The organism is Paenarthrobacter histidinolovorans, from assembly GCF_014647595.1.
Lineage (GTDB): Bacteria > Actinomycetota > Actinomycetes > Actinomycetales > Micrococcaceae > Arthrobacter > Arthrobacter histidinolovorans.
The window spans coordinates 1-19,178 of record NZ_BMPM01000011.1 but is presented as its reverse complement, the minus strand read 5'-3'; the positions used below and the strand labels follow the sequence as shown (position 1 = coordinate 19,178).

Sequence of the window (19,178 nt, the reverse complement as noted above, 5' to 3'; positions counted from 1 at the left end):
TGCTAGATTATTGCCGGAACTTTCGTGCCACCGGGGTCTGGGGCTTCATATTTTCCGGACCTTCGCGCACCGAAGTGTCCCGGGCTTCAGCAGGGAGGCCCCTTATTACTTGGTTCTTGTTTGCGAAGGGCGGGTGGTTTTTATGCGTTCCGGGGCCGCGGAGGACTGGTCGGATGACGCCAACAAGCTGGCTGATCTGCTTGCCAGTTCCGAAGACATCAGGATTTTCCTGAACGGGCTTACTGAACTGGGCGCGGCGGTGGCGTCCCGGTCCACAGGAACAGCAATTGAGTGCGCGGTGACGTTGGGCCGGCGCAAACGGACTGCAACCATTGGAGGCAGCAGCGAACAGGCGATGCTGCTGGACCGAATCGAGCAGTCACTGGAGCAAGGACCCTGCATCGATGCCTTGGAGAGTGGGCGCCCCGTCCTTCTCGATGACGCGCTGGCTTCTCCGCAATGGGAAAACTACTGCCAGGAGCTGGCCGCCGTCGGAATGCGGAGCACTCTTGGCGTGCCGATGGAGCTGGAGCAGGACTCCGCAGCTGTCTTGAACTTCTTCGCCCCCAAGCCCGGCACCTTTACCCGCGAGGCGGTTGCTGACACGCTGACCTTCGCGGGAATCGCAGGCAAGGCGCTGCGGGTAGCCATCCGGATAACTACCCTGAACGAAGCAGCGGAGAACCTTGACGCCGCCATGCAAACCAGGTCGGTCATTGACACGGCATGCGGTGTCATCATTTCGCAGAACCGGTGCACCCCGGATGAAGCCTTCCGGATCCTGAAGAAAGCTTCCAACGACAGGAACCAAAAACTGCATGAACTGGCCCGGGCGTTGGTCAGCGGCGTGGCCGACCGTCGATCATAGCCAGGACGGAACCCACCGCGAAGAGCCCCCTCATCAGCATCAACCGCCCTGCAGCCTTTCGGTGGCCCAGCCAAGAAGGGTGAGCTCGAAGGCAGGGGGCCTGAGCGCTTCATGAACGTAGGCATCCAGTTCCAGGAGATCGGCGCTTCCGCCTTCCGCCCAATACCGGATCCACAACCGTTCAATGGTCACCGTGTCCAACTGGAGAAGATTTCGAGCTGATTGGCGTGGATCGTCCGTCACTGTTTCCCCCTTAACGCGCGTGTACGTCCTCGATTCCGTCCAACCGCGACCCCGCCGGCAGTGAAGCTGTCGCGAATCTTCAAGCCTCAAAGCACAGCTGGCGCGTAGCGTCCTTGCCATGACCGACACAACCAGCACAGAGTCAACAACAGCGGCCAACGGCCAGCACACCACCCACGGGGTCCCCAATGGCCTGACCAGCCTTACGCCCTTCCTGGCCGTGGCCAATGCGAGGGAAGCCATCCAGTTCTATCGCGATGTCTTCGGAGCCCGCGTGGTAGGACAGACCGAGATGGGTGGTGTTGTTGTCCACGCGGAGCTGGACTTCGGCCACGGCCACCTCCAACTCGGCGAGCCAAGCCCTGACTACCACCTGGTGCCGGCACCGGACGGGGAGGATGATTGCTACTCCATGGGCCTGTATTGCGCAGACGCGGATGGCCTGGTCCGGAAGGCCGAGCAAGCCGGTGCAACCATCCGCGAACCGCTGTCCACCTTTGTTTCAGGTGACCGGTATGCCAGCATCCGGGACCCCTTCGGCGTTCGCTGGTCCATCATGACCCGCGTCGAGGACTTGTCCGAAGAGGAAAGCAACCGACGTGTGGAGCAATGGGCGGCCCAGCAGGGTTAGCTAAGGCAGAGGCAGAACGGGTGTCCGGCCGGGTCAAGGAACACCCGGAACGTTTCGCCCGGCTGGTGGTCGGCCTTGGTGGCACCCATGGACAGCGCAACTTCCTCGCCCTTGTCCAGATCCTCCACCACCATGTCCAAGTGCATTTGCTGCGGGATGGTCTGGCCGGGCCACACGGGGGCCTGGTACACGTCCACCTGCTGGAACGAGATGCAGTTGCTGCCGTCACTTGGTCGGATGTCGAACCAGTCGCCCTTGCCTTCGACTTCCCAGCCGAAGAGCCCGGCGTAGAAGGAGGCCAGTGCGGCCGCGTCGGGACAATCGATGACAACACTCGGGAATTTAGCTATAGCCATGGGTTAAACCTCGTCAGCCGTCTTTTTCATGCGGGCCAGGGCACTCTTGGTGCCCCGTTGGGTGAGGACGTGGACCACTGCGCCAACGCCGGCGGACACAATGGCGAACACCAGGACGCCAGGCAGGGAATCATTGAGGTCCGTGCCGTCCTTGGGAGCGGGCTTGCCGGTCTTCTTCTCCCAAAGGCCTTCCAGCGTCTTGTTGGCGAGCGCACCGGCGCCCAGGCTTACGGCGAGTCCAAACAGCTTTACCAGTATGTTCACGTAGATCCTCCATCAAGTAGCTCACTGCCACGGCAGTGTCTCGCACAACAAGACAGGGCCGCTGCTACAGCAGCGGCCCTGTCCACATTCCTAGTCCTTCTTGAAGGCGTCTTTCACCTTTTCGCCGGCGCCCTTGAGGTCTGCCTTGACCTGGTCGCCTTTGCCTTCAGCTTCGAGGCCCTTGTCGTCGGTCAGCTTGCCGGCAGCTTCCTTGGCCTTGCCGCCGAGCTTCTCGCCTGCATTCTCCAACTTGTCGTCTGCACCCATGTCGCACCTCTTTCGTCGTAGGAACCTTGTACCTCTACAACATCACTAATCAGCATACTTAGCAATATTTGGTGGAAATTCCACTCAAACTAGAGTTCGCCGAAGCCCTCTTTCACCAAGCGACCCACGTACTCAACGGCCTTGGAAGCGTCTTTCCCCCGCGCTTCGACGTGGAGGCTGGAGCCCTGCCCCGCGGCGAGCGCCATGAGCGCCATGATGGACATGCCGTCTGCGCCGTTCACCGTCACCTCCGCGTCCAGCCCGGACAGTCCCCCGGCGATCTTCGCAGCCGGACGCGCATGCATTCCCAAAGGGTTGATGAGTTCGAAGTCGCCGCTTGCATCCGGGACGACCAGGCCGTCGGCGTCGGCCTGGTCATCGCCTCGGCCGGGTCCAGCCGCAGGACCGAAGCTGACAGCTTCGGCAGCCTTGCGCACATCGTCGACGCCGGCACCACCCTGCGCAGCCACCGCAGCCGCCACGAGCCCTTCCACCAGCGGCGCATCCGCCAGCTGCACGGCGTCCGGATTGCTGGCGAACTCCATTGCCGACTCAGCGGTCATTACCGCCGAACCGAGGTCCGTCAGCACAACCACACCGTCGCCACCGGAATCCACCAAAGACTGCTCGACGGCGGCCAGCACCTTCTCGAGGCTGGTCCCGATCCGGTCGTCGTCAGTTCCCCCGGCGGCGACGAGATCGACGTCGGGCGCCATCTGGGCGGCGAGTTCAACTGCTCCTTCAGCGATCTTGCTGCTGTGCGAAACAACCACGATCCCTACCGTCATCCGGCGTCAGCTCCCGCTCCGTCTGCTGGACCGGCCGCCGCTTCAGCGGCCGCCCGCAACAGGAGCGCGGTTGACGCCGCACCGGGATCGCGGTGACCGGCACTGCGGTCGCCCAAGTAGCTCGCCCGGCCTTTTCGCGCCACCAAGGGGTCTGTTGACTTGGCCCCGGCCTCCGCGGCTTCCGCTGCCGCTGCCAGCACCGCCGAGGGTTCCTGGCCGGTGGACGCGGCATTCATTGCTGCGTCCACCGCCGGAGTCCATGCGTCGATCATTGTCTTGTCGCCAACTTCGGCCTTGCCGCGTGCCACGATGCCATCCCTCGCAGCGATGAGGGCCGCTGCGAGCGCGTCGGCGTCGATCTCGGTGGCATCCCCCAGCGACGTGGCCGCACGCAGGTAGGCCGTTCCATAGAGGGGGCCGGCCGCTCCCCCCACCTTGGACATAAGCGCCATGGCGGCAGCCTTCAACGCAGCTCCGGCGGTTTCGGGCGGGCTTTCATCGAGCTTCTGCAGCACGGCCTGGAAGCCGCGGTCCATGTTTTCCCCGTGGTCGGAGTCGCCAATGGGCCGGTCCAGCTCAATCAGCTCCACCCTGTGCTCCGACATCGCTTTCGCGGACAATCTCAACCATTCCTGCGCCCATTTGACGTCAAGACCCATGCTCAGGCCCCCCAGCGCAGGGCGGCGGTGTGAACAGGAGCGTCCCAGAGCCTGGTCATTTCCTCGTCCAGGCGCAGCACTGACACGGAACATCCCTGCATTTCCAGGGATGTCACATAGTTGCCCACCAAGGAGCGCTCCACCGTGGCGCCACGCTCCGCGAGGACGTGCGCCGCCCGCCGGTAGACGATGTACAGCTCACTCAGCGGCGTCCCGCCCATGCCGTTGACGAACAGCAGGACCTTGTCGCCGGAGGCCAGGCCGAGGTCCTCCAACACAGGGTCCAGCAGGCGGTCCGTGATCGCGTCGGCGCTTTCCATGGCGATCCGGTGCCGGCCGGGTTCACCGTGGATTCCGATGCCGATCTCAATCTCGTCATCGGCGAGTTCAAAGCTCGGCGTTCCTGCGTGCGGGACCGTGCAACCGGAAAGGGCGACGCCCATGGTGCGGACGTTGGCAACCACCCTCTCAGCGATGGCCGTGACGGCGTCAAGGTCGTCTCCGCGTTGCGCGGAAGCCCCCGCAATCTTCTCCACCAGGACGGTTCCACCAACACCACGGCGCCCCGCCGTGTACAGCGAATCCTCCACGGCTACGTCGTCATTGACCAGGACCGAACGCACCCGCACGCCCTCGGCCTGGGCCATTTCGGCTGCGGTTTCAAAGTTCAGGACGTCGCCGGTGTAGTTCTTCACGATATGGACGACGCCGGCACCTGAGTCGACTGCGACGGTCGCCGGAATGATCTGGTCCGGCGTTGGCGACGTGAAGACTGCGCCCGGGACAGCGGCGTCGAGCATGCCGAGTCCGACGAAACCGGCGTGGAGGGGTTCGTGGCCGCTGCCGCCACCGGAGACGAGGGCAACTTTGCCCGCAACCGGTGCACCTTTCCGGACGACGAACTTGGGGTCGGGGTGGACGTCCACGATGTCGGCATGCGCCATGCCGAACCCTTCAACGGACTCGTCCACCACGGCGCGTGGATCATTGATGAGCTTTTTCATTGGATGCTCCTGGCGTGCTGTGGCTGGTGCTCTGACCCTACTACCGGCGGCCGGGGCGCGGGTAGGTCTTCAGGGGTGGGAAACGGTACTTAAATAGCTGCAGGGACAGCCCCGAAGACCGTCCCTGCAGCAATCATTTGACGGGCCCTAGTCCTCGGCGGGTGGGGCCGTCACCCCGTCACCCTCCGGCCTGGCGTGGTATTCAGGCCAGAAGGCGGAGTAGAGGTCCGGATCGGAAGTCCTGTCCCCTGCCCAGTGGACTTCATGCGGCCACGGCCCGTGGGGCAGGTCGATCTGGAAAGCGGAGAAATCCGGGAACGTGACCCTATGGTCCATTGTCCGCATCCCCTTCAGCTGTTCAGCACGGCGTCGCCGCCGGTGGCAACGTCTTCCAGCAGGACGGTCTGGTCGATGACCGGCAGCCCTACCACGTGCCCGAAGCTGAACATGTTGTGCGGATCCAATTCGGCCTTGGCCTTGCGGAGGCGCTCACGGACGCTCGGTCCCCACGGCCGTTCCCTGTCCTCAGCGTCCACGAAATGTCCGTGCAGGTTGACGAACGTCCCACCGCTGGAGGCGTCGCGCAGGTCGTCACGAACGGCGTCGAACACTCCCGGAAGCAGCTCCGCCACAGGCGGGACCACCATGCCCGCCATGAAGAAGCTGAACGCGGCGTCGCGCGCTCCCACCATGTCTTCACCGTCGGCGCATACAGCCAAAGCCCCACCCAGGAGCCGGATTTCCGCCATCAACACTGGACTGGGGACACCGGGACCGAAGTGCCGCAGGATCGCGTCCTTGGCGCCCTGGTCCAGGCGGTCCAGCAGGAAACCCCGTTCCCGCACGGGCACAGGCTGCTCCGGGTCCTGATGGACCATGTCCAGCTGGGTGGATTCCAAGGGGCCGGTTCCGTCCATCATGAACGGAGCGCTCGTGCGCATGGGCTCCAGGAGCTGCGTGGCCACAGCGGCATCACCCTGGTAGGCGTAGCGTAAGTGCACCACGAACTTGCCGCGCAGGGGCTCGGGGACGATCTCCATGTCCGGCAGCCGCAGGAACGCCAACGACGCCGATGCTTCCGGGGGCAGCCCGGGAACCCATTCGCTGAACTGCTGGAGGACAGCAGCGGCATGGGCACCGTCGTAGTACAGGCCGCCGGCAAAGAGGTCCGAGCTTGGGAACAAATGGAATTCCATGGCAGTGACGATGCCCAGGTTTCCTTTGCCTCCGCGCAGGAGGTAGAACAGGTCGGAGTTCTCGTCCTTGGTCACCCTGCGCTGGGTGCCGTCGGCCGTGACCAGCTCAAAGGCGATCACATGGTCAGAAGCGAAACCGTACTTGCGGCCAAGGATCGGCAAGCCACCGCCCAGCGTGTATCCCACCACGCCGACGTCGGTGGTGGAACCGCAGAGTCCCATCAAACCGAAGGTCGCGGCTTGGTCCACCACCGCCCTCCAGCGGACGCCCGCGCCCACGCGGGCCGTCTTCTCGACGGGATCAATGCTGAGTTCCAGCATGCGCCGGGTGCTGATCAGCAGCCCGCCTTCAATGGCATTGGTCGCGCCGTGCCCTGTGGACTGTACGGAAACGGGCATTTTACGTTCTGCAGCCCAACGAACTGCCGCTGCAACGTCCTCTGCGTCGAGGGCGCCGAAAGCAAGGTCCGGTTGGTGCTGGGTGGACAAATTAAAGGCCGCTACTTCTGCGGCGAAGCCGGGATCGGCAGGCGTGAACACTGGACCGCGCACGCTGAGTTGGAGTTCTGAAACATCTGAAAAGGACGCGTGGGACTGCATGATCTTCTCTCAAATTGACCGAGTGGTGGAAGCTTCCCCAGCAAGCCTCAATCAGTTTATCCATCAACTGGATATATGAGAAGAGTTAATAAATCACCCATAATCGGGCGCGGGCGGGCGACCCGGCGCGTCGTGCGGGTTTTTCAGGCAGGAAGTGCCGCGAACGTCCTAAAGCTGCTTGATCATGCGGGTGTTTCCCAGGGTGTTGGGCTTTACCCGGGCGAGGTCCAGGAACTCTGCCACGCCTTCGTCATGCGAGCGCAGCAGCTCAGAGTAAACCTGCGGGTCCACGGCCGACTGGTCCGCCATGACTTCGAATCCGTGGCGTTTGAAGAAGTCCACCTCAAAGGTCAGGCAGAACACCCGGCTAACACCCAGGGCCCGCGCTTCCTCGAGGAGGTTCTCCACCAGGACATGCCCCACTCCCCGCCCGCGCCAGGAGTCAGCGGCGGCCAGGGTGCGGATCTCGGCCAGGTCCTCCCACATCACGTGCAAAGCTCCGCAACCGATGACTTCACCGGCGTCGGACTCGGCAATCCGGAATTCCTGAAGGCTCTCGTAGTAGGCCACGGTTTCCTTGGCCATCAGGATCCGTTCCTCGGCCAAGGGCGCCACAAGCCTCTTGATGGCCGCCACATCACTGGTGCGGGCAGGACGAAGGCTGAAGGACGAATTCACTCCCCCATCCTAACGAGGCAAGCAGATGTGGGCCGCCCCGGCGCCGCGTATGACGGAGTGCGGGCACGACGGCGACGACCGGGACATTTGTGTAGCGTGCGTCTAAGCGAGGAACGAGCGAGCACGCGACAAATGTCCCGGTTGTCGCACGGAAGGAATCGCCTATAAACCCAGTTCCTCCGGTAAAGCAACGTCCTCGCCCAGCACCTGCTTGGCCAGGAAGCTCTCCACCACGCCGTACCAAACCTTGGCATGCTGCGGCTGCAGAACCCAGTGATTTTCGTCCGGGAAGTAGAGGAAGCGGTGCGGGCTCTGGCCGTTCTCGTCTGCGGGCAGCTGCGAGGAGGACAGGAGCTCATACCAGAGACGCAGGCCTTCACCGATCGGCACGCGGTAATCCTTGTCACCGTGGATCACCAGCATGGGCGTCTTGATATTGCCCACGTTCAGATGCGGGGAATTGGCCATGGCCATCTCGACCGTCATTTCCTTCAGCCAGTACTGGGCTGCATCCGTGGTGGGGCCGAACTGGTCAAGTGCCCACAGGCTCGCGTGGGTGACAATCGCCTTGAAGCGGTCGGTCTGGCCGGCCACCCAGTTGGCCATGTATCCACCGAACGATCCGCCCATGGCCGCGGTCCGCGACTCGTCAATGTCCGGCCGCGCCACCACCGCATCCGTGATGGCCATGAGGTCCGTGAACGGCTTCTTGCCCCATTCTCCCCATCCACGCTGGATGAAGTCCTGGCCGTAGCCGGTAGAGAGGGCAGGATCGGGCAGCAGTACGGCGTAGCCCTTGGCTACCAGCAGCCAGGGGTTCCAGCGCCACGTCCACGCATTCCACGAGCCCAGGGGTCCACCATGGATCCACAGCAGCAGCGGTGCGGGGCTGTCCGCGGAGGCACTGTCCGGGAGCGCAAGGTAGGCGGGCACGCGTGAGCCATCCTCCGCCGTCGTCTCCACCCGCTCCAGCCGGCCCTTGTAGGCGGGACGTTCCGCGGGCGCCTGCAGCCGGACCACTTCTCCCGTGGCGAGGTCGATCCGCACGGCTTCGGCGGGGTACTCGTAGGAGCTGCGAAGCGCGTACGCCGTGGTTCCCTCGGGTGAAACCACGACGTCGGTGTACGCCGCGCCGTCCTTCGTCACCTGGGTGACCCCACCGTCGGCGACGTCGATGCGGAAAACCGGCGACGCGCCGTCGTCGTCCGCTTTGGCCAGGATGGCACTTCCGTCCGGGAGCCACGCGAGCGCGGTGGCCCATCGATCCCATTGGTGGGCCAGCGGCTCAAGGTCGGTGGTCTCCCCGCCCGCTACGCCCAGCAGGTGCAGCTTCACCTGGGGAGCTTGCGTGGGCGTGGTGTCGCTTTCGCTCTCCACCACCAGCGTGCGGTTATCCGGGCTGACAGGCCCGGGGAAATAGCTCATGCCTTCGTGGTCCAGCAGCACCTTGCTGACGCCGGTGGCGACGTCGACGGCGACGAGCACCTCGCGGCTGTCGGCCTTGGCCAGGGCTTTGGTCATGCTGGTGTAAATGGTTTTGCCGTCGGGACTCACCACCGTTTTGGCCTCGCGCAGCGAACCGCCGACGCCGGGCGTCAGGTTGCGGAGCGCGAGCGGCGCGGTGGCGTCCACAGTGGAGGGCTTGCCGGGCTCCTTCTCTGCACCCGGCTCCACCGCGAAGAGCCGCGGCCCGGCGGGGCCGAGGTCCGCATCCCAGTAGCGCACCGGGTAGCCCGTGTGCAGGATGGCGGAGACCTTTTTGTCCTTGCGGGCCTTGCGGCGTTCTTCGTCGTCGTCCTCGTCCGTGGAACCGGCCAGCACCTCGGCATTGACGAAGGTCGCGTCTGCGTCCTTCGCGGCCATGACGGAACTGATGCCGCCGGCGCGGGAGTGCACCACGCGGGCTTCTCCCCCGTCGGCTGGGAGCAGCCACAGCGCGTTCACGGGATCGGCGTCGGGGCTTTCCGGATCCGGGCGCGCCGAGGTGAAGTAGAGGTCGCCGTTGGCAGCGAAGACGGCGCCGGCCTCGCCTTTGGCGCTGCGGGTGATCCGGCGCGCGTGGTTCCGGCCGGCAGGGTCGAGCTCCCAGAGGGCCGTGGCGAACTCGGTTCCCTTGCTGTTCAGCGTCGTCACGGTGGTGACAAGGCGTTTGCCGTCCGGGCTCAGGGTAAGGCCGGCGACCCGCGGGATGGAGAGGTAGTGGTCCAGATCGTGGAACGGAGTTTCGGGCTGTTCGCCCAAGGCATGAGTGTCAGCAGAGTCCATACCTCGATTCAACACGGAATGTGCTCCGCATCACAGCCGGTTCACTCAGAGTGAAACAGTACTTTCACATATTCCTACCCAACTGGGTCGCAGCTGACGCCCTTATGAGCGCTCAGAAGGGCGTTTGCTGCTACTTGGTTGGGAGTTTCCTCAGGGCATCGACCACAGGGGCCACTCCATCCTGGGTCGCGATTCTTGCGGCCAGCTCCCCCGCCCGTTCTGCATACGACGGCGTGTTGACGGCTTCCGCTATGGCGTCACCGAGCCGCGCTGCAGTGAGCTTTTTGTACGGGATCGGCGCGGGTCCGGCACCGAGGGCGGACACCCTGGAAGCCCAAAGCGGCTGGTCCGTGTAGACGGGCACCGCTACCGTCGGCGCGCCGGCACGCAGACCTGCCGCAGTGGTTCCCGCGCCTGCGTGATGAACCACGGCAGCCATCCGCGGGAACAACCATTCGTGCGGAACATCTCCGATCCCAATCGCGTCCGCACCCAAGGAACGCTCTGCACCCTGCACCACCACCCTTACCCCGGCGCGGCGCGTGGCTTCGAGAATAAAGCCGGGGTCCACGTGCGCGCTGCTTCCAAAACCCACGAACACCGGCGGTGGACCATCGGCCAGGAAATCCACCAGCTCTGCCGGCGGGCGCCAGTCCGGCCTGGCAACAGGCCACCAATAACCGGCCATCACCAGGCCGGCGTGCCAATCAGCAGGTCTGGGCAGGACGGTGGGGCTGATGCCGTGAAGGATGGTGGCCTTCGCCTTCCTCCGCCGCCGCTCACCGGCGGCACGGCTTTCCTTTTTCAGCCCCAGCGCCTTTCGAAGTCGCGCACTGGGGGCGTCATAGGGTGCCGGGCCGGCGGATGCGCGCTCACCAATGATCTTGTTTCCAAGAGGGCCAAGGCTGCGCGATGAATTCATCAGCACCGGCGGATACGCGGCGCTCGGTTCAGTCGGCTGCAGGTGCGCCCCGATGGCCGGAATGCCGAACGCCTCAGCAACGTCATAAGCGTACGGTGCCACGGAATTGGCCAGAATGACGTCCGCGCCCGCCTCAGCTGCCGCCAGAGTTCCGGTAGCCGCATCCTCCATGTACCCCCGGAGCTTCCTCCAGAACTCGAGCACGCTTCCGCCCTGGGCCTTTTCGCCGGGCGCCGGGTGCCTGATCAACCCGGCCAGGTCACCGGGCAGAAGCCTGAATTCACAGCCCGAATCCACCACCAAAGGCGCATAGGCCGGGTTCGCCGCAATGGCAACCTCAAACCCCAGGCCCTGCAACCGGTTACCGAGCCCGGCCATGGGCGCCACGTCTCCGCGCGTGCCCGGAGCCACCATCAAAATGCGCATCAATTCCTTTCACGGATTGCAGAAAGCCCCGCCGGCTCCTTCCGGAGTGGGCGGGGCTTTGTGCAATGAGGCAGCGTGCCTTACGCGGTGGGCGCGATCTCGGGGATGCGCGGCTTGGCGTTCCCTTCGAACGTGAACTTGGCGTCGTCACCTTCGCCGTCCACATCCACCACGACGATGTCGCCGGAGTGGATCTCACCGAACAGGATCTTCTCGGACAGCTGGTCCTCGATCTCGCGCTGGATGGTCCGGCGCAGTGGCCGGGCGCCCATGGCGGGATCGTAACCGCGCGTGGCCAACAGGACCTTGGCTGCGGGCGTGAGCTCGATGCCCATGTCCTTGTCCTTGAGGCGGCGCTCCAGACGGGTGACGAACAGGTCCACGATCTCGATGATCTCGTCCTGGGTCAGCTGCGGGAACACCACGACGTCGTCAACGCGGTTGAGGAACTCGGGGCGGAAGTGCTGCTTGAGCTCTTCCGTAACCCGGGCACGCATCCGGTTGTAGCCGGTCTGGGTGTCCGTGCCGGACTGGAAGCCCGTAGCCACGCTCTTGGAGATATCGCGGGTACCAAGGTTGGTGGTCATGATGATCACGGTGTTCTTGAAGTCCACCACGCGGCCCTGGGAGTCGGTCAGGCGGCCGTCTTCCAGAATCTGCAGCAGGGAGTTGAAGAGATCGGCGTGGGCCTTCTCTACTTCATCGAACAGGACCACGGAGAACGGACGCCTGCGGACCTTCTCGGTCAGCTGGCCGCCTTCTTCGTAACCGACGTAGCCCGGAGGAGCACCGAAGAGACGCGAAACCGTGTGCTTCTCGGAGTACTCGGACATATCCAGCGTGATGAGGGCATCCTCTTCACCGAACAGGAACTCGGCAAGGGCCTTGGCGAGCTCGGTCTTGCCGACGCCCGTGGGGCCGGCGAAGATGAACGAGCCACCGGGACGCTTGGGGTCCTTCAGGCCTGCACGGGTGCGGCGGATAGCCTGCGACAGGGCCTTGATGGCCTCGTCCTGGCCGACGACGCGCTTGTGCAGTTCGTCTTCCATCTTGAGCAGACGCGAGGACTCTTCCTCGGTGAGCTTGAAGACCGGGATGCCGGTGGAGTTCGCAAGAACCTCGGCAATCAGGTCTTCGTCAACCTCGGAAATGTCGTCCATGCCGCCGGACTTCCAGTTGCGTTCCTTCTCCGCGCGTTCGGCAATGAGCTTCTGCTCCTTGTCGCGCAGCGAGGCAGCACCCTCAAAGTCCTGGGCGTCGATGGCGGATTCCTTCTCCATCTTCACTTCGGCAATGCGCTCGTCCATGGCCTTGAGCTCCGGCGGAGCCGTCATCCGACGGATGCGCAGGCGTGCACCGGCTTCATCGATGAGGTCGATCGCCTTGTCCGGCAGGAAGCGGTCCGAAATGTAGCGTTCGGCCAGCTGCGCGGCTGAGGCGAGGGCGCCGTCGGTGATCGTAACGCGGTGGTGTGCCTCGTAACGGTCCCGAAGGCCCTTGAGGATCTCGATCGCGTGCGCGACGGAGGGTTCCTTGACCTGGATCGGCTGGAAGCGGCGCTCAAGAGCGGCGTCCTTCTCGATGTGCTTGCGGTACTCGTCCAGGGTGGTGGCACCAATGGTCTGGAGTTCGCCACGGGCAAGCATCGGCTTCAGGATGGACGCAGCATCAATGGCGCCTTCGGCAGCACCTGCACCAACGAGGGTGTGGATCTCGTCGATGAACAGGATGATGTCGCCGCGGGTGCGGATTTCCTTGAGGACCTTCTTCAGGCGCTCTTCGAAGTCACCGCGGTAGCGGGAGCCGGCAACCAGGGAACCAAGGTCCAGCGTGTAGAGCTGCTTGTCCTTGATGGTCTCCGGTACATCGCCGCGGACGATCGCCTGGGCGAGACCTTCGACGACGGCGGTCTTGCCGACGCCCGGCTCACCAATCAGCACGGGGTTGTTCTTGGTACGGCGGGAGAGGACCTGCATGACGCGTTCCATCTCCTGCTCGCGGCCGATCACAGGATCGAGCTTGTTTTCGCGGGCAGCCTGCGTCAGGTTGCGGCCGAACTGGTCCAGCACCACCGAGCCGGCGGGGGTACCTTCGGGCTGGCCCTGGCCGGAACCGCTTCCTGCGGTCTCCTTGCCCTGGTAGCCGGAGAGCAGCTGGATAACCTGCTGGCGGACCCGGTTGAGGTCCGCACCAAGCTTAACCAGCACCTGGGCGGCGACGCCTTCGCCTTCGCGAATGAGGCCGAGCAGGATGTGCTCAGTACCGATGTAGTTGTGGCCGAGCTGCAGTGCCTCGCGGAGCGAAAGCTCAAGCACCTTCTTGGCGCGCGGCGTGAAGGGGATGTGACCGGACGGGGCCTGCTGGCCCTGGCCGATGATCTCCTGCACCTGCTCGCGGACGCCATCGAGCGAAATGCTCAGGGACTCAAGCGCCTTGGCTGCAACGCCTTCACCCTCGTGGATCAGACCCAAGAGGATGTGCTCGGTACCGATGTAATTGTGGTTGAGCATCCGTGCCTCTTCTTGGGCAAGGACGACCACGCGACGGGCACGGTCCGTAAATCTCTCAAACATTTCGCCACACTCCTAGCTACGACGTACTTTGATGCTACGTGCCCGGGCAACACTTTTGGAGCGTGTTCGCCACAGGGGAAACATGACGCTGTTGCGGAATAAATCCAGTTGGCACCCTTGACCGGATGCGCCGGCGGTGACACCCTCCCGCCAGGCCCACGGGAGGAGCGCGGCTTGGGGTTTCGCGACCCATGCTCCCCGGGAATCGGAGGGATTCCATAAAGGACTCAACGGAGCCTTTCCCCAAGGGCACCCGATTCACAGAATATTCCCAGCCTTGGGCTGGCCGCGTCCAAAAACCCCGCTTAAACAACGAATGCCCCGGCATCATCTGCCGGGGCATTGAAGTGATGAATCAGGAATTGGCCTTTTGATAGGCTTCCTGAATTTCTGCCTGAATACGTCCGCGGCTGTTGACCGTGTAACCATTGTCACGCGCCCACTGGCGGATCTGCGCGGAATCCTGGTTACGGGCTGCAGTAGCGCGGCCCCGCGTTGCACGACCGGAAGTCTTCCGGGCTTTAGCGACGTAAGGCTCCAGGGCTTTCCGGAGGGAAGCTGCGTTAGCGGTGGACAGGTCCATCTCGTAGCTCACGCCGTCCAGGCCAAAGCGGACAGTTTCGTCCGCGGCCCCTTCATCCAGGTCATCGACGAGGATGATTTTTACTTTCTGTGCCATGAGTTGCCTCTCATTCGGAGGGTTGGATAATCAGAAATTCCCCGGGTTTCTTTCTTGATTATCTGTCACGGCAAGCATGCGCGTCAAAGCACAATTGGATTCCTGCGTTAGTGGAAGCCATTTGCGGGACTATTTCGCCGCTGGTCCTTCCGGAGCCGGGCCCTGATTTCTCGAATTGGCCTCCTCCTGGGCGCGGGCTTCCGCCTGGCGCTCGGATTTGTCCGCATTGAAGATCGACTTCATGGCGAACCAGAAAATCAAACCGACCACCACTGACGGCGCCAGGACTGCGATGTACTCCATGATCAGTGCCCTTCAGGCTTCAACAGGGGGAAAAGAATGGTTTCGCGGATACCGGCACCGGTGAACAACATGACCAGGCGATCGATGCCAAGTCCGATTCCACCCATGGGCGGCGCGCCATATTCGAGGGCGCGGAGGAAGTCCTCGTCCAACTGCATGGCTTCTTCATCACCAGCGGCGGACCGGCGGGATTGCTCCGTGAGGCGTTCGCGCTGAATAACCGGGTCAATCAACTCGGAGAATGCAGTACCGCGCTCCATGCCGCCAATAATGAGGTCCCAGGCTTCGATGAGCCGGTCGTCTTCGCGGTGCGGTCGGGCCAGCGGCTGGGCTGACGGCGGGTAGTCATAGACAAATGTCGGGTTAAGGAGTGTGGGTTCGACGATTTCGCCGAAGAGTTCCACCACGATCTTCTCGGCATCCCATTTCGGGTCCACCTTGACGTCGTGCTTGGCGGCAATCGCCAACAGCTCCTCCACAGTGGTATCCGGCGTAATTTCCACGCCCACTGCTTCTGAAATACCGGGGTATACCGCAAGCCAGGCCCATTCGCCGTCGAGGTTGATTTCGCCGGCCTCGGTCTGGATGGTGCGGGTACCGACGACATCTGCCACATTCAGGATGATTTCCTTCATGCGCTCGGCCATGACGAACTGGTCAGCCCATGCCTCGTAGCATTCAAGGGTGGTGAATTCCGGGCTGTGGGTGGAGTCCACGCCCTCATTGCGGAAGACCCTGCCCATGTCGTACACGCGGTCAATTCCGCCCACCACTGCCCGTTTAAGGAAAAGCTCGGTGGCAATACGGAGCGTCATTTTCTGGTCGAATGCATTCATGTGCGTTTCGAACGGACGGGCCGTGGCACCGCCGTGGACCAGCTGCAGGATGGGGGTTTCCACCTCCACGTATCCGTGGCGGTCAAGGGTGTCGCGGACCGAACGGGTAATGGCGGCACGCTTGTAAACCATCTCGCGGGCTTCGTCACGGACCATGAGGTCCACATAGCGCTGGCGGACACGGGTTTCTTCGTTCAACTCCGCGTGCAGCACGGGAAGCGGGCGCAGGGCTTTGGAAGCCATGGACCAGGAATCGGCCATCACTGACAGTTCGCCGCGGCGGGAGGAGATGACCTCGCCCTTGATGAATACATGGTCGCCGAGGTCCACCAGGGCCTTCCAGTCGGCCAACGCTTCTTCGCCTACGTTCGCCAGGCTCAGCATGGCCTGCAGGCGCACGCCCTTGCCGTCCACTCCGCCTTCCTGGAGGGTGGCGAAGCAGAGCTTGCCGGTATTGCGCACAAACACCACGCGTCCGGTGATGCCTACGACGTCTCCGGTGGTCTCATCGGCCTGGAGATGCGCGTATTTCTCACGGATTTCGCCCAGTGAATGGGTCCGTTCGACACCCACCGGATAAGCCTCTGTGCCCCGCTCGATCAGCTTGGCGCGCTTCTCCATGCGGATGCGCATTTGCTCGCTGGCATCGGAGGGCTCTGCGGAGGTGTTCAGGGCTGGGGTGTTTGCGGAAGTCACAGTCCTTAAGTTTACCGGTGATTACGGACCTTCATTTCCGGACTTCACCACAGGTGAAAAGCATAGACTCGGACGGTGGAAACATGGACAGTTGAAACGCACGACGGCGGCGGGCACCTTGAGGTCCACAGCTTCAGGCCTGCATCGGCTGCCACAATCCCCGGTTCCAAAGCGCCTGCGGAACCGGCCGGCGTCGTGCTTGTCCATGGCACCCTGGTAACCGACGCCCTCTACTGGCCGTTCGCGCGGACCCTGAGCGTTATGCTGGGCCGTCCGGTCCACAGCTACAACCGCCGCGGCCGCAGCCATTCGGCGCCGCAGCCCGCCGGCTATTCCGTTGACACTGAGATCGCGGACCTCCAGGCAGTCATGGAGAAGAGCGGATCCACCGACGTCGTGGCGCACAGCTATGGCGGGTTCGTGGCACTCCAGGCTGCCCGGCGCACCACCATCAACCGCCTGGTCACCTACGACGCCGCGGTGTCGCTGTCCGGCAACCTGAGCAGCCGGTGGCGGCCGGAGCTGGAGGAAGCGGTCACCGCGGGCCAGTTGGACCAGGCCTGGGCGCACCTTGTGCAGGGATTGGGTACTGCCGGCCCGATTTCCTATCTTCCAATGCGGGCCCTGCGTACTCTCAGCGTCCTGTCGGCCCAAACCAGGCTGGGACTGGAGATGCGCTCCCTGCTGCCCACCGCCGTCGTGGAAATGCGGGCGGTCCTGGACGCCGACGCGCACCTTGAGGACTTCATGAAAGTCTCGACGCCAACCCTCATGCTGAGCGGTGGATGGAGTCCTTCGTACTTTGCTGAAACAGGCCGGGCGCTGGCCGGCGCCGTGCCTGCGATCGAGTTCGCGGTGGTGCCGCTGCAATTCCACGAAGGCCCGCTGCGTCCGGGGCGGCGGCTTGCCGCACGGGTGTCCCGGTTCCTTTCGGGGACCCACCTCCCCGCAGGACAGGCAGAAGCCACCTAAGATGTTCCGGTGAAGGAACGCGGGATCAAGACGCACGACGGCGGCAGGCTCGCCTTGTACAGCTACGGTGCCGAAGAGGCGCTCGGGGAGCGCAGGGTGGTGCTGGTCGGGGGCGCGTTCCTGACGGCCCTCATCTACCGGCCGTTCTCCATCGCACTGGCCAAAGGCCTGGGCGATGGCTGGGCCGTGGACGTCTACGACCGCCGCGGCCGGGGAAAGTCCACGGGGCAGCCGCACGACTATTCCATGGCCACGGAAATTGAGGATGTCCGCACCATCATGGACGCCACCGGCGCGCGGAACATCCTTGGCCACAGCCTGGGCGGGTCCGTCGCATTGAATGCGGCGCAGGACTTCGCCGGAACCCGTCACGAGCCAAGCAAGCTCGCTGTCTACGATGCCGCCGTAAACATCGACGGAAGCATGGACCTGGACTGGTTGCCCGGCTTCGCGGATGCCGTAAACAAGGGTGACGTCAACCGCGCGATGGCACGGATGCGCCGCGGCATGGAGCCCGGAACCGCCTTGGCCCGTGTACCCGAGCCCATCCTGGCAGGACTCATGGCAGTAGTTTCACGCACCAAGGTGAACAAGGTCTTCCGGGAACTCCTGCCCTCCGGAGTGGGTGAGCTGAAAGCCGCCTTCGAGGACGCCGACACGCCCCAGGACTTCGCGGTACTGCCGTCGAACACCCATTTCATGGTGGGCAAGAAAAGCCCGCAGTTCTACAAAGTTGCCGCGGCCAGGTTGAACAGGGCCGTCCCCGGGAGCACGCTGGAAGTCTCCCCCAAAGGCTTCCATGGCTCAATCCCCGCGGCAGTGAATGAACTGGTGTCGGATATCTCCGCGTACTTCAAGAGCTGATTCAGTATCCACATACGGGATGCCATACGGCCTGCTGTCAGTTGGCTCGGCTAGGCTCAAGACATGACGCGCGACATCATCATGACCCACGACGGCGGACACCTCGAACTACTCACCACAGGTGGTGACCTGGCAGCGGCAGGTTCCGGCGTGGTCGTCGTTCCTGCCTCCATGGTGACCGCCTCCGATTACACGCGTTTCGCCCAGAAGCTCAGTGAGGCGCTCGGCCGGCCCGTTCACACCTTCAACCGGCGCGGACGGGGTGATTCATCGCCGCAGGCAGTGGATTACACGCTGGAGGCCGATATCCGGGACCTTCAAACCGTCATGGAGCACACGTCCAGCACCGACGTCTTCGGTCACAGCTTCGGCGGTGCAGTGGCGCTGCACGCAGCCCGCACGCTCCCAGTGGAGCGGCTGGCAGTCTACGATCCCGCCGTTTCGGTCAACCACAGCGTCAAGGCCGACTGGACGCCCGATTATGAACGCGCGACGGCGGCAGGAGACTACGACCGCGCCCTCGCGGTCCTCATCAAGGGAGTTGAGACAGGCGGCGCTTTCGCGCGGATGCCGCTGTCCATGCTGACGCTGGCCAACAAACTGGCCGCTGGTACCCCCGTCGGCAAGCAGATGCGGGAGCTCATGACCTGCGGCGTCCGTGAAATCAAGGCCGTCATCGCGGCCGATATGCCTGCCGAACCATTCCTGGCTCTGCCGCTGGAGACTTTGATCGTGGTGGGGGAAAAGAGCCCCGCCTACTTCGGCGTTGCTTGCGGACAGATCCACGATGTTCTGTCCGGGTCCAGCTACACCATCCTTCCGGGCTTCGGCCATGACGGTCCGAACAAAGCGCCGGACAAACTGATCTCGGAATTGTCGGAGTTCTTCTCGGGCTAGCTTGGGCTGCGCCCCTCAAGCTGCGTGCTGGCCTGGCTCGAGGTGATGTCGTGGCTGTGTGAGGTGGTTTGTTAAATGGCAAGAGCCCCGACCCTTTTGGGGGGTTGGGGCTCTTGGCTAATGGTTGTCCGGCGGTGTCCTACTCTCCCACACCCTCCCGGGTGCAGTACCATCGGCGCTGTGGGTCTTAG

The 19,178-nt window shown here is 63.6% G+C and carries 21 protein-coding genes; 5 read left to right on the top strand and 16 right to left on the bottom strand.

Features of this window, described 5'->3' with window-relative positions; translation table 11 throughout:
• Positions 1-142 precede the first annotated feature (142 nt).
• Positions 143-868 (top strand): GAF and ANTAR domain-containing protein, encoded by a 726-nt coding sequence (locus IEY62_RS19695; protein WP_189021077.1) that lies wholly within the window; start codon positions 143-145, stop codon positions 866-868.
• Positions 869-907: 39 nt separating this feature from the next.
• On the opposite strand, the gene IEY62_RS19690 is transcribed toward IEY62_RS19695, so the two are convergent.
• Complete coding sequence (locus IEY62_RS19690) at positions 908-1,111, bottom strand: hypothetical protein (RefSeq protein ID WP_189021075.1); 204 nt, start codon at positions 1,109-1,111, stop codon at positions 908-910.
• A 118-nt stretch (positions 1,112-1,229) separates the two neighbouring features.
• Between IEY62_RS19690 and IEY62_RS19685 the strand changes: the two genes are divergently transcribed.
• The gene (locus tag IEY62_RS19685) at positions 1,230-1,742 is read left to right on the top strand and encodes a VOC family protein (protein ID WP_189021073.1); all 513 of its coding nucleotides are present in this window, start codon (positions 1,230-1,232) and stop codon (positions 1,740-1,742) included.
• Here IEY62_RS19685 and IEY62_RS19680 read toward each other — a convergent pair.
• The 15 genes from IEY62_RS19680 to lysS form a co-directional block, all read right to left on the bottom strand.
• Positions 1,739-2,098, bottom strand: a complete 360-nt coding sequence (locus IEY62_RS19680) for a VOC family protein (protein ID WP_189021071.1) — start codon at positions 2,096-2,098, stop codon at positions 1,739-1,741. The genes IEY62_RS19685 and IEY62_RS19680 overlap by 4 nt on opposite strands.
• A gap of 3 nt (positions 2,099-2,101) precedes the next feature.
• Positions 2,102-2,362: a DUF4235 domain-containing protein gene (locus IEY62_RS19675; RefSeq protein ID WP_018780111.1), complete on the bottom strand. Its 261-nt coding sequence runs from the start codon at positions 2,360-2,362 to the stop codon at positions 2,102-2,104.
• Positions 2,363-2,452: 90 nt separating this feature from the next.
• The gene (locus IEY62_RS19670) at positions 2,453-2,629 is read right to left on the bottom strand and encodes a CsbD family protein (protein ID WP_090824015.1); all 177 of its coding nucleotides are present in this window, start codon (positions 2,627-2,629) and stop codon (positions 2,453-2,455) included.
• A gap of 89 nt (positions 2,630-2,718) precedes the next feature.
• Positions 2,719-3,417, bottom strand: a complete 699-nt coding sequence (gene dhaM / locus IEY62_RS19665) for a dihydroxyacetone kinase phosphoryl donor subunit DhaM (protein ID WP_189021068.1) — start codon at positions 3,415-3,417, stop codon at positions 2,719-2,721.
• Positions 3,414-4,076 (bottom strand): dihydroxyacetone kinase subunit DhaL, encoded by a 663-nt coding sequence (gene dhaL / locus IEY62_RS19660; protein WP_189021066.1) that lies wholly within the window; start codon positions 4,074-4,076, stop codon positions 3,414-3,416. The genes dhaM and dhaL overlap by 4 nt, the downstream gene beginning before the upstream one ends.
• Before the next feature lie 2 nt (positions 4,077-4,078).
• Positions 4,079-5,080 (bottom strand): dihydroxyacetone kinase subunit DhaK, encoded by a 1,002-nt coding sequence (gene dhaK / locus IEY62_RS19655; protein WP_189021064.1) that lies wholly within the window; start codon positions 5,078-5,080, stop codon positions 4,079-4,081.
• A 147-nt stretch (positions 5,081-5,227) separates the two neighbouring features.
• Positions 5,228-5,416 carry a hypothetical protein gene (locus IEY62_RS19650; protein WP_189021062.1) on the bottom strand — a complete coding sequence of 63 codons (189 nt, stop codon included), beginning with the start codon at positions 5,414-5,416 and terminating at the stop codon, positions 5,228-5,230.
• Between the two features lie 14 nt (positions 5,417-5,430).
• Entirely contained in the window at positions 5,431-6,876 is a 1,446-nt protein-coding gene (locus IEY62_RS19645) for an FAD-binding oxidoreductase (RefSeq protein ID WP_189021060.1), read from the bottom strand.
• Between the two features lie 168 nt (positions 6,877-7,044).
• Complete coding sequence (locus tag IEY62_RS19640; protein WP_189021058.1) at positions 7,045-7,554, bottom strand: amino-acid N-acetyltransferase; 510 nt, start codon at positions 7,552-7,554, stop codon at positions 7,045-7,047.
• Between the two features lie 162 nt (positions 7,555-7,716).
• Positions 7,717-9,819 (bottom strand): S9 family peptidase, encoded by a 2,103-nt coding sequence (locus tag IEY62_RS19635; RefSeq protein WP_189021056.1) that lies wholly within the window; start codon positions 9,817-9,819, stop codon positions 7,717-7,719.
• A gap of 130 nt (positions 9,820-9,949) precedes the next feature.
• Complete coding sequence (locus IEY62_RS19630) at positions 9,950-11,167, bottom strand: glycosyltransferase (RefSeq protein WP_189021054.1); 1,218 nt, start codon at positions 11,165-11,167, stop codon at positions 9,950-9,952.
• 80 nt (positions 11,168-11,247) lie between these two features.
• A complete protein-coding gene (locus IEY62_RS19625) occupies positions 11,248-13,740 on the bottom strand; it encodes an ATP-dependent Clp protease ATP-binding subunit (RefSeq protein WP_018780101.1) in 2,493 nt (830 codons plus the stop codon).
• A 355-nt stretch (positions 13,741-14,095) separates the two neighbouring features.
• Positions 14,096-14,419: a histone-like nucleoid-structuring protein Lsr2 gene (locus tag IEY62_RS19620; protein WP_018780100.1), complete on the bottom strand. Its 324-nt coding sequence runs from the start codon at positions 14,417-14,419 to the stop codon at positions 14,096-14,098.
• A 129-nt stretch (positions 14,420-14,548) separates the two neighbouring features.
• A complete protein-coding gene (locus tag IEY62_RS19615; RefSeq protein ID WP_189021052.1) occupies positions 14,549-14,722 on the bottom strand; it encodes a hypothetical protein in 174 nt (57 codons plus the stop codon).
• Between the two features lie 2 nt (positions 14,723-14,724).
• Positions 14,725-16,254 carry a lysine--tRNA ligase gene (gene lysS / locus IEY62_RS19610; RefSeq protein ID WP_189021051.1) on the bottom strand — a complete coding sequence of 510 codons (1,530 nt, stop codon included), beginning with the start codon at positions 16,252-16,254 and terminating at the stop codon, positions 14,725-14,727.
• Positions 16,255-16,329: 75 nt separating this feature from the next.
• On the opposite strand from lysS, the gene IEY62_RS19605 reads away from it, so the two are divergent.
• The 3 genes from IEY62_RS19605 to IEY62_RS19595 all read left to right on the top strand — a co-directional run bounded on the left by IEY62_RS19605 (position 16,330) and on the right by IEY62_RS19595 (position 18,987).
• Complete coding sequence (locus IEY62_RS19605) at positions 16,330-17,226, top strand: alpha/beta fold hydrolase (RefSeq protein ID WP_189021050.1); 897 nt, start codon at positions 16,330-16,332, stop codon at positions 17,224-17,226.
• 9 nt (positions 17,227-17,235) lie between these two features.
• Complete coding sequence (locus tag IEY62_RS19600) at positions 17,236-18,090, top strand: alpha/beta fold hydrolase (RefSeq protein WP_189021049.1); 855 nt, start codon at positions 17,236-17,238, stop codon at positions 18,088-18,090.
• 63 nt (positions 18,091-18,153) lie between these two features.
• Complete coding sequence (locus tag IEY62_RS19595; RefSeq protein WP_189021048.1) at positions 18,154-18,987, top strand: alpha/beta fold hydrolase; 834 nt, start codon at positions 18,154-18,156, stop codon at positions 18,985-18,987.
• The last annotated feature ends 191 nt before the right edge of the window (positions 18,988-19,178 follow it).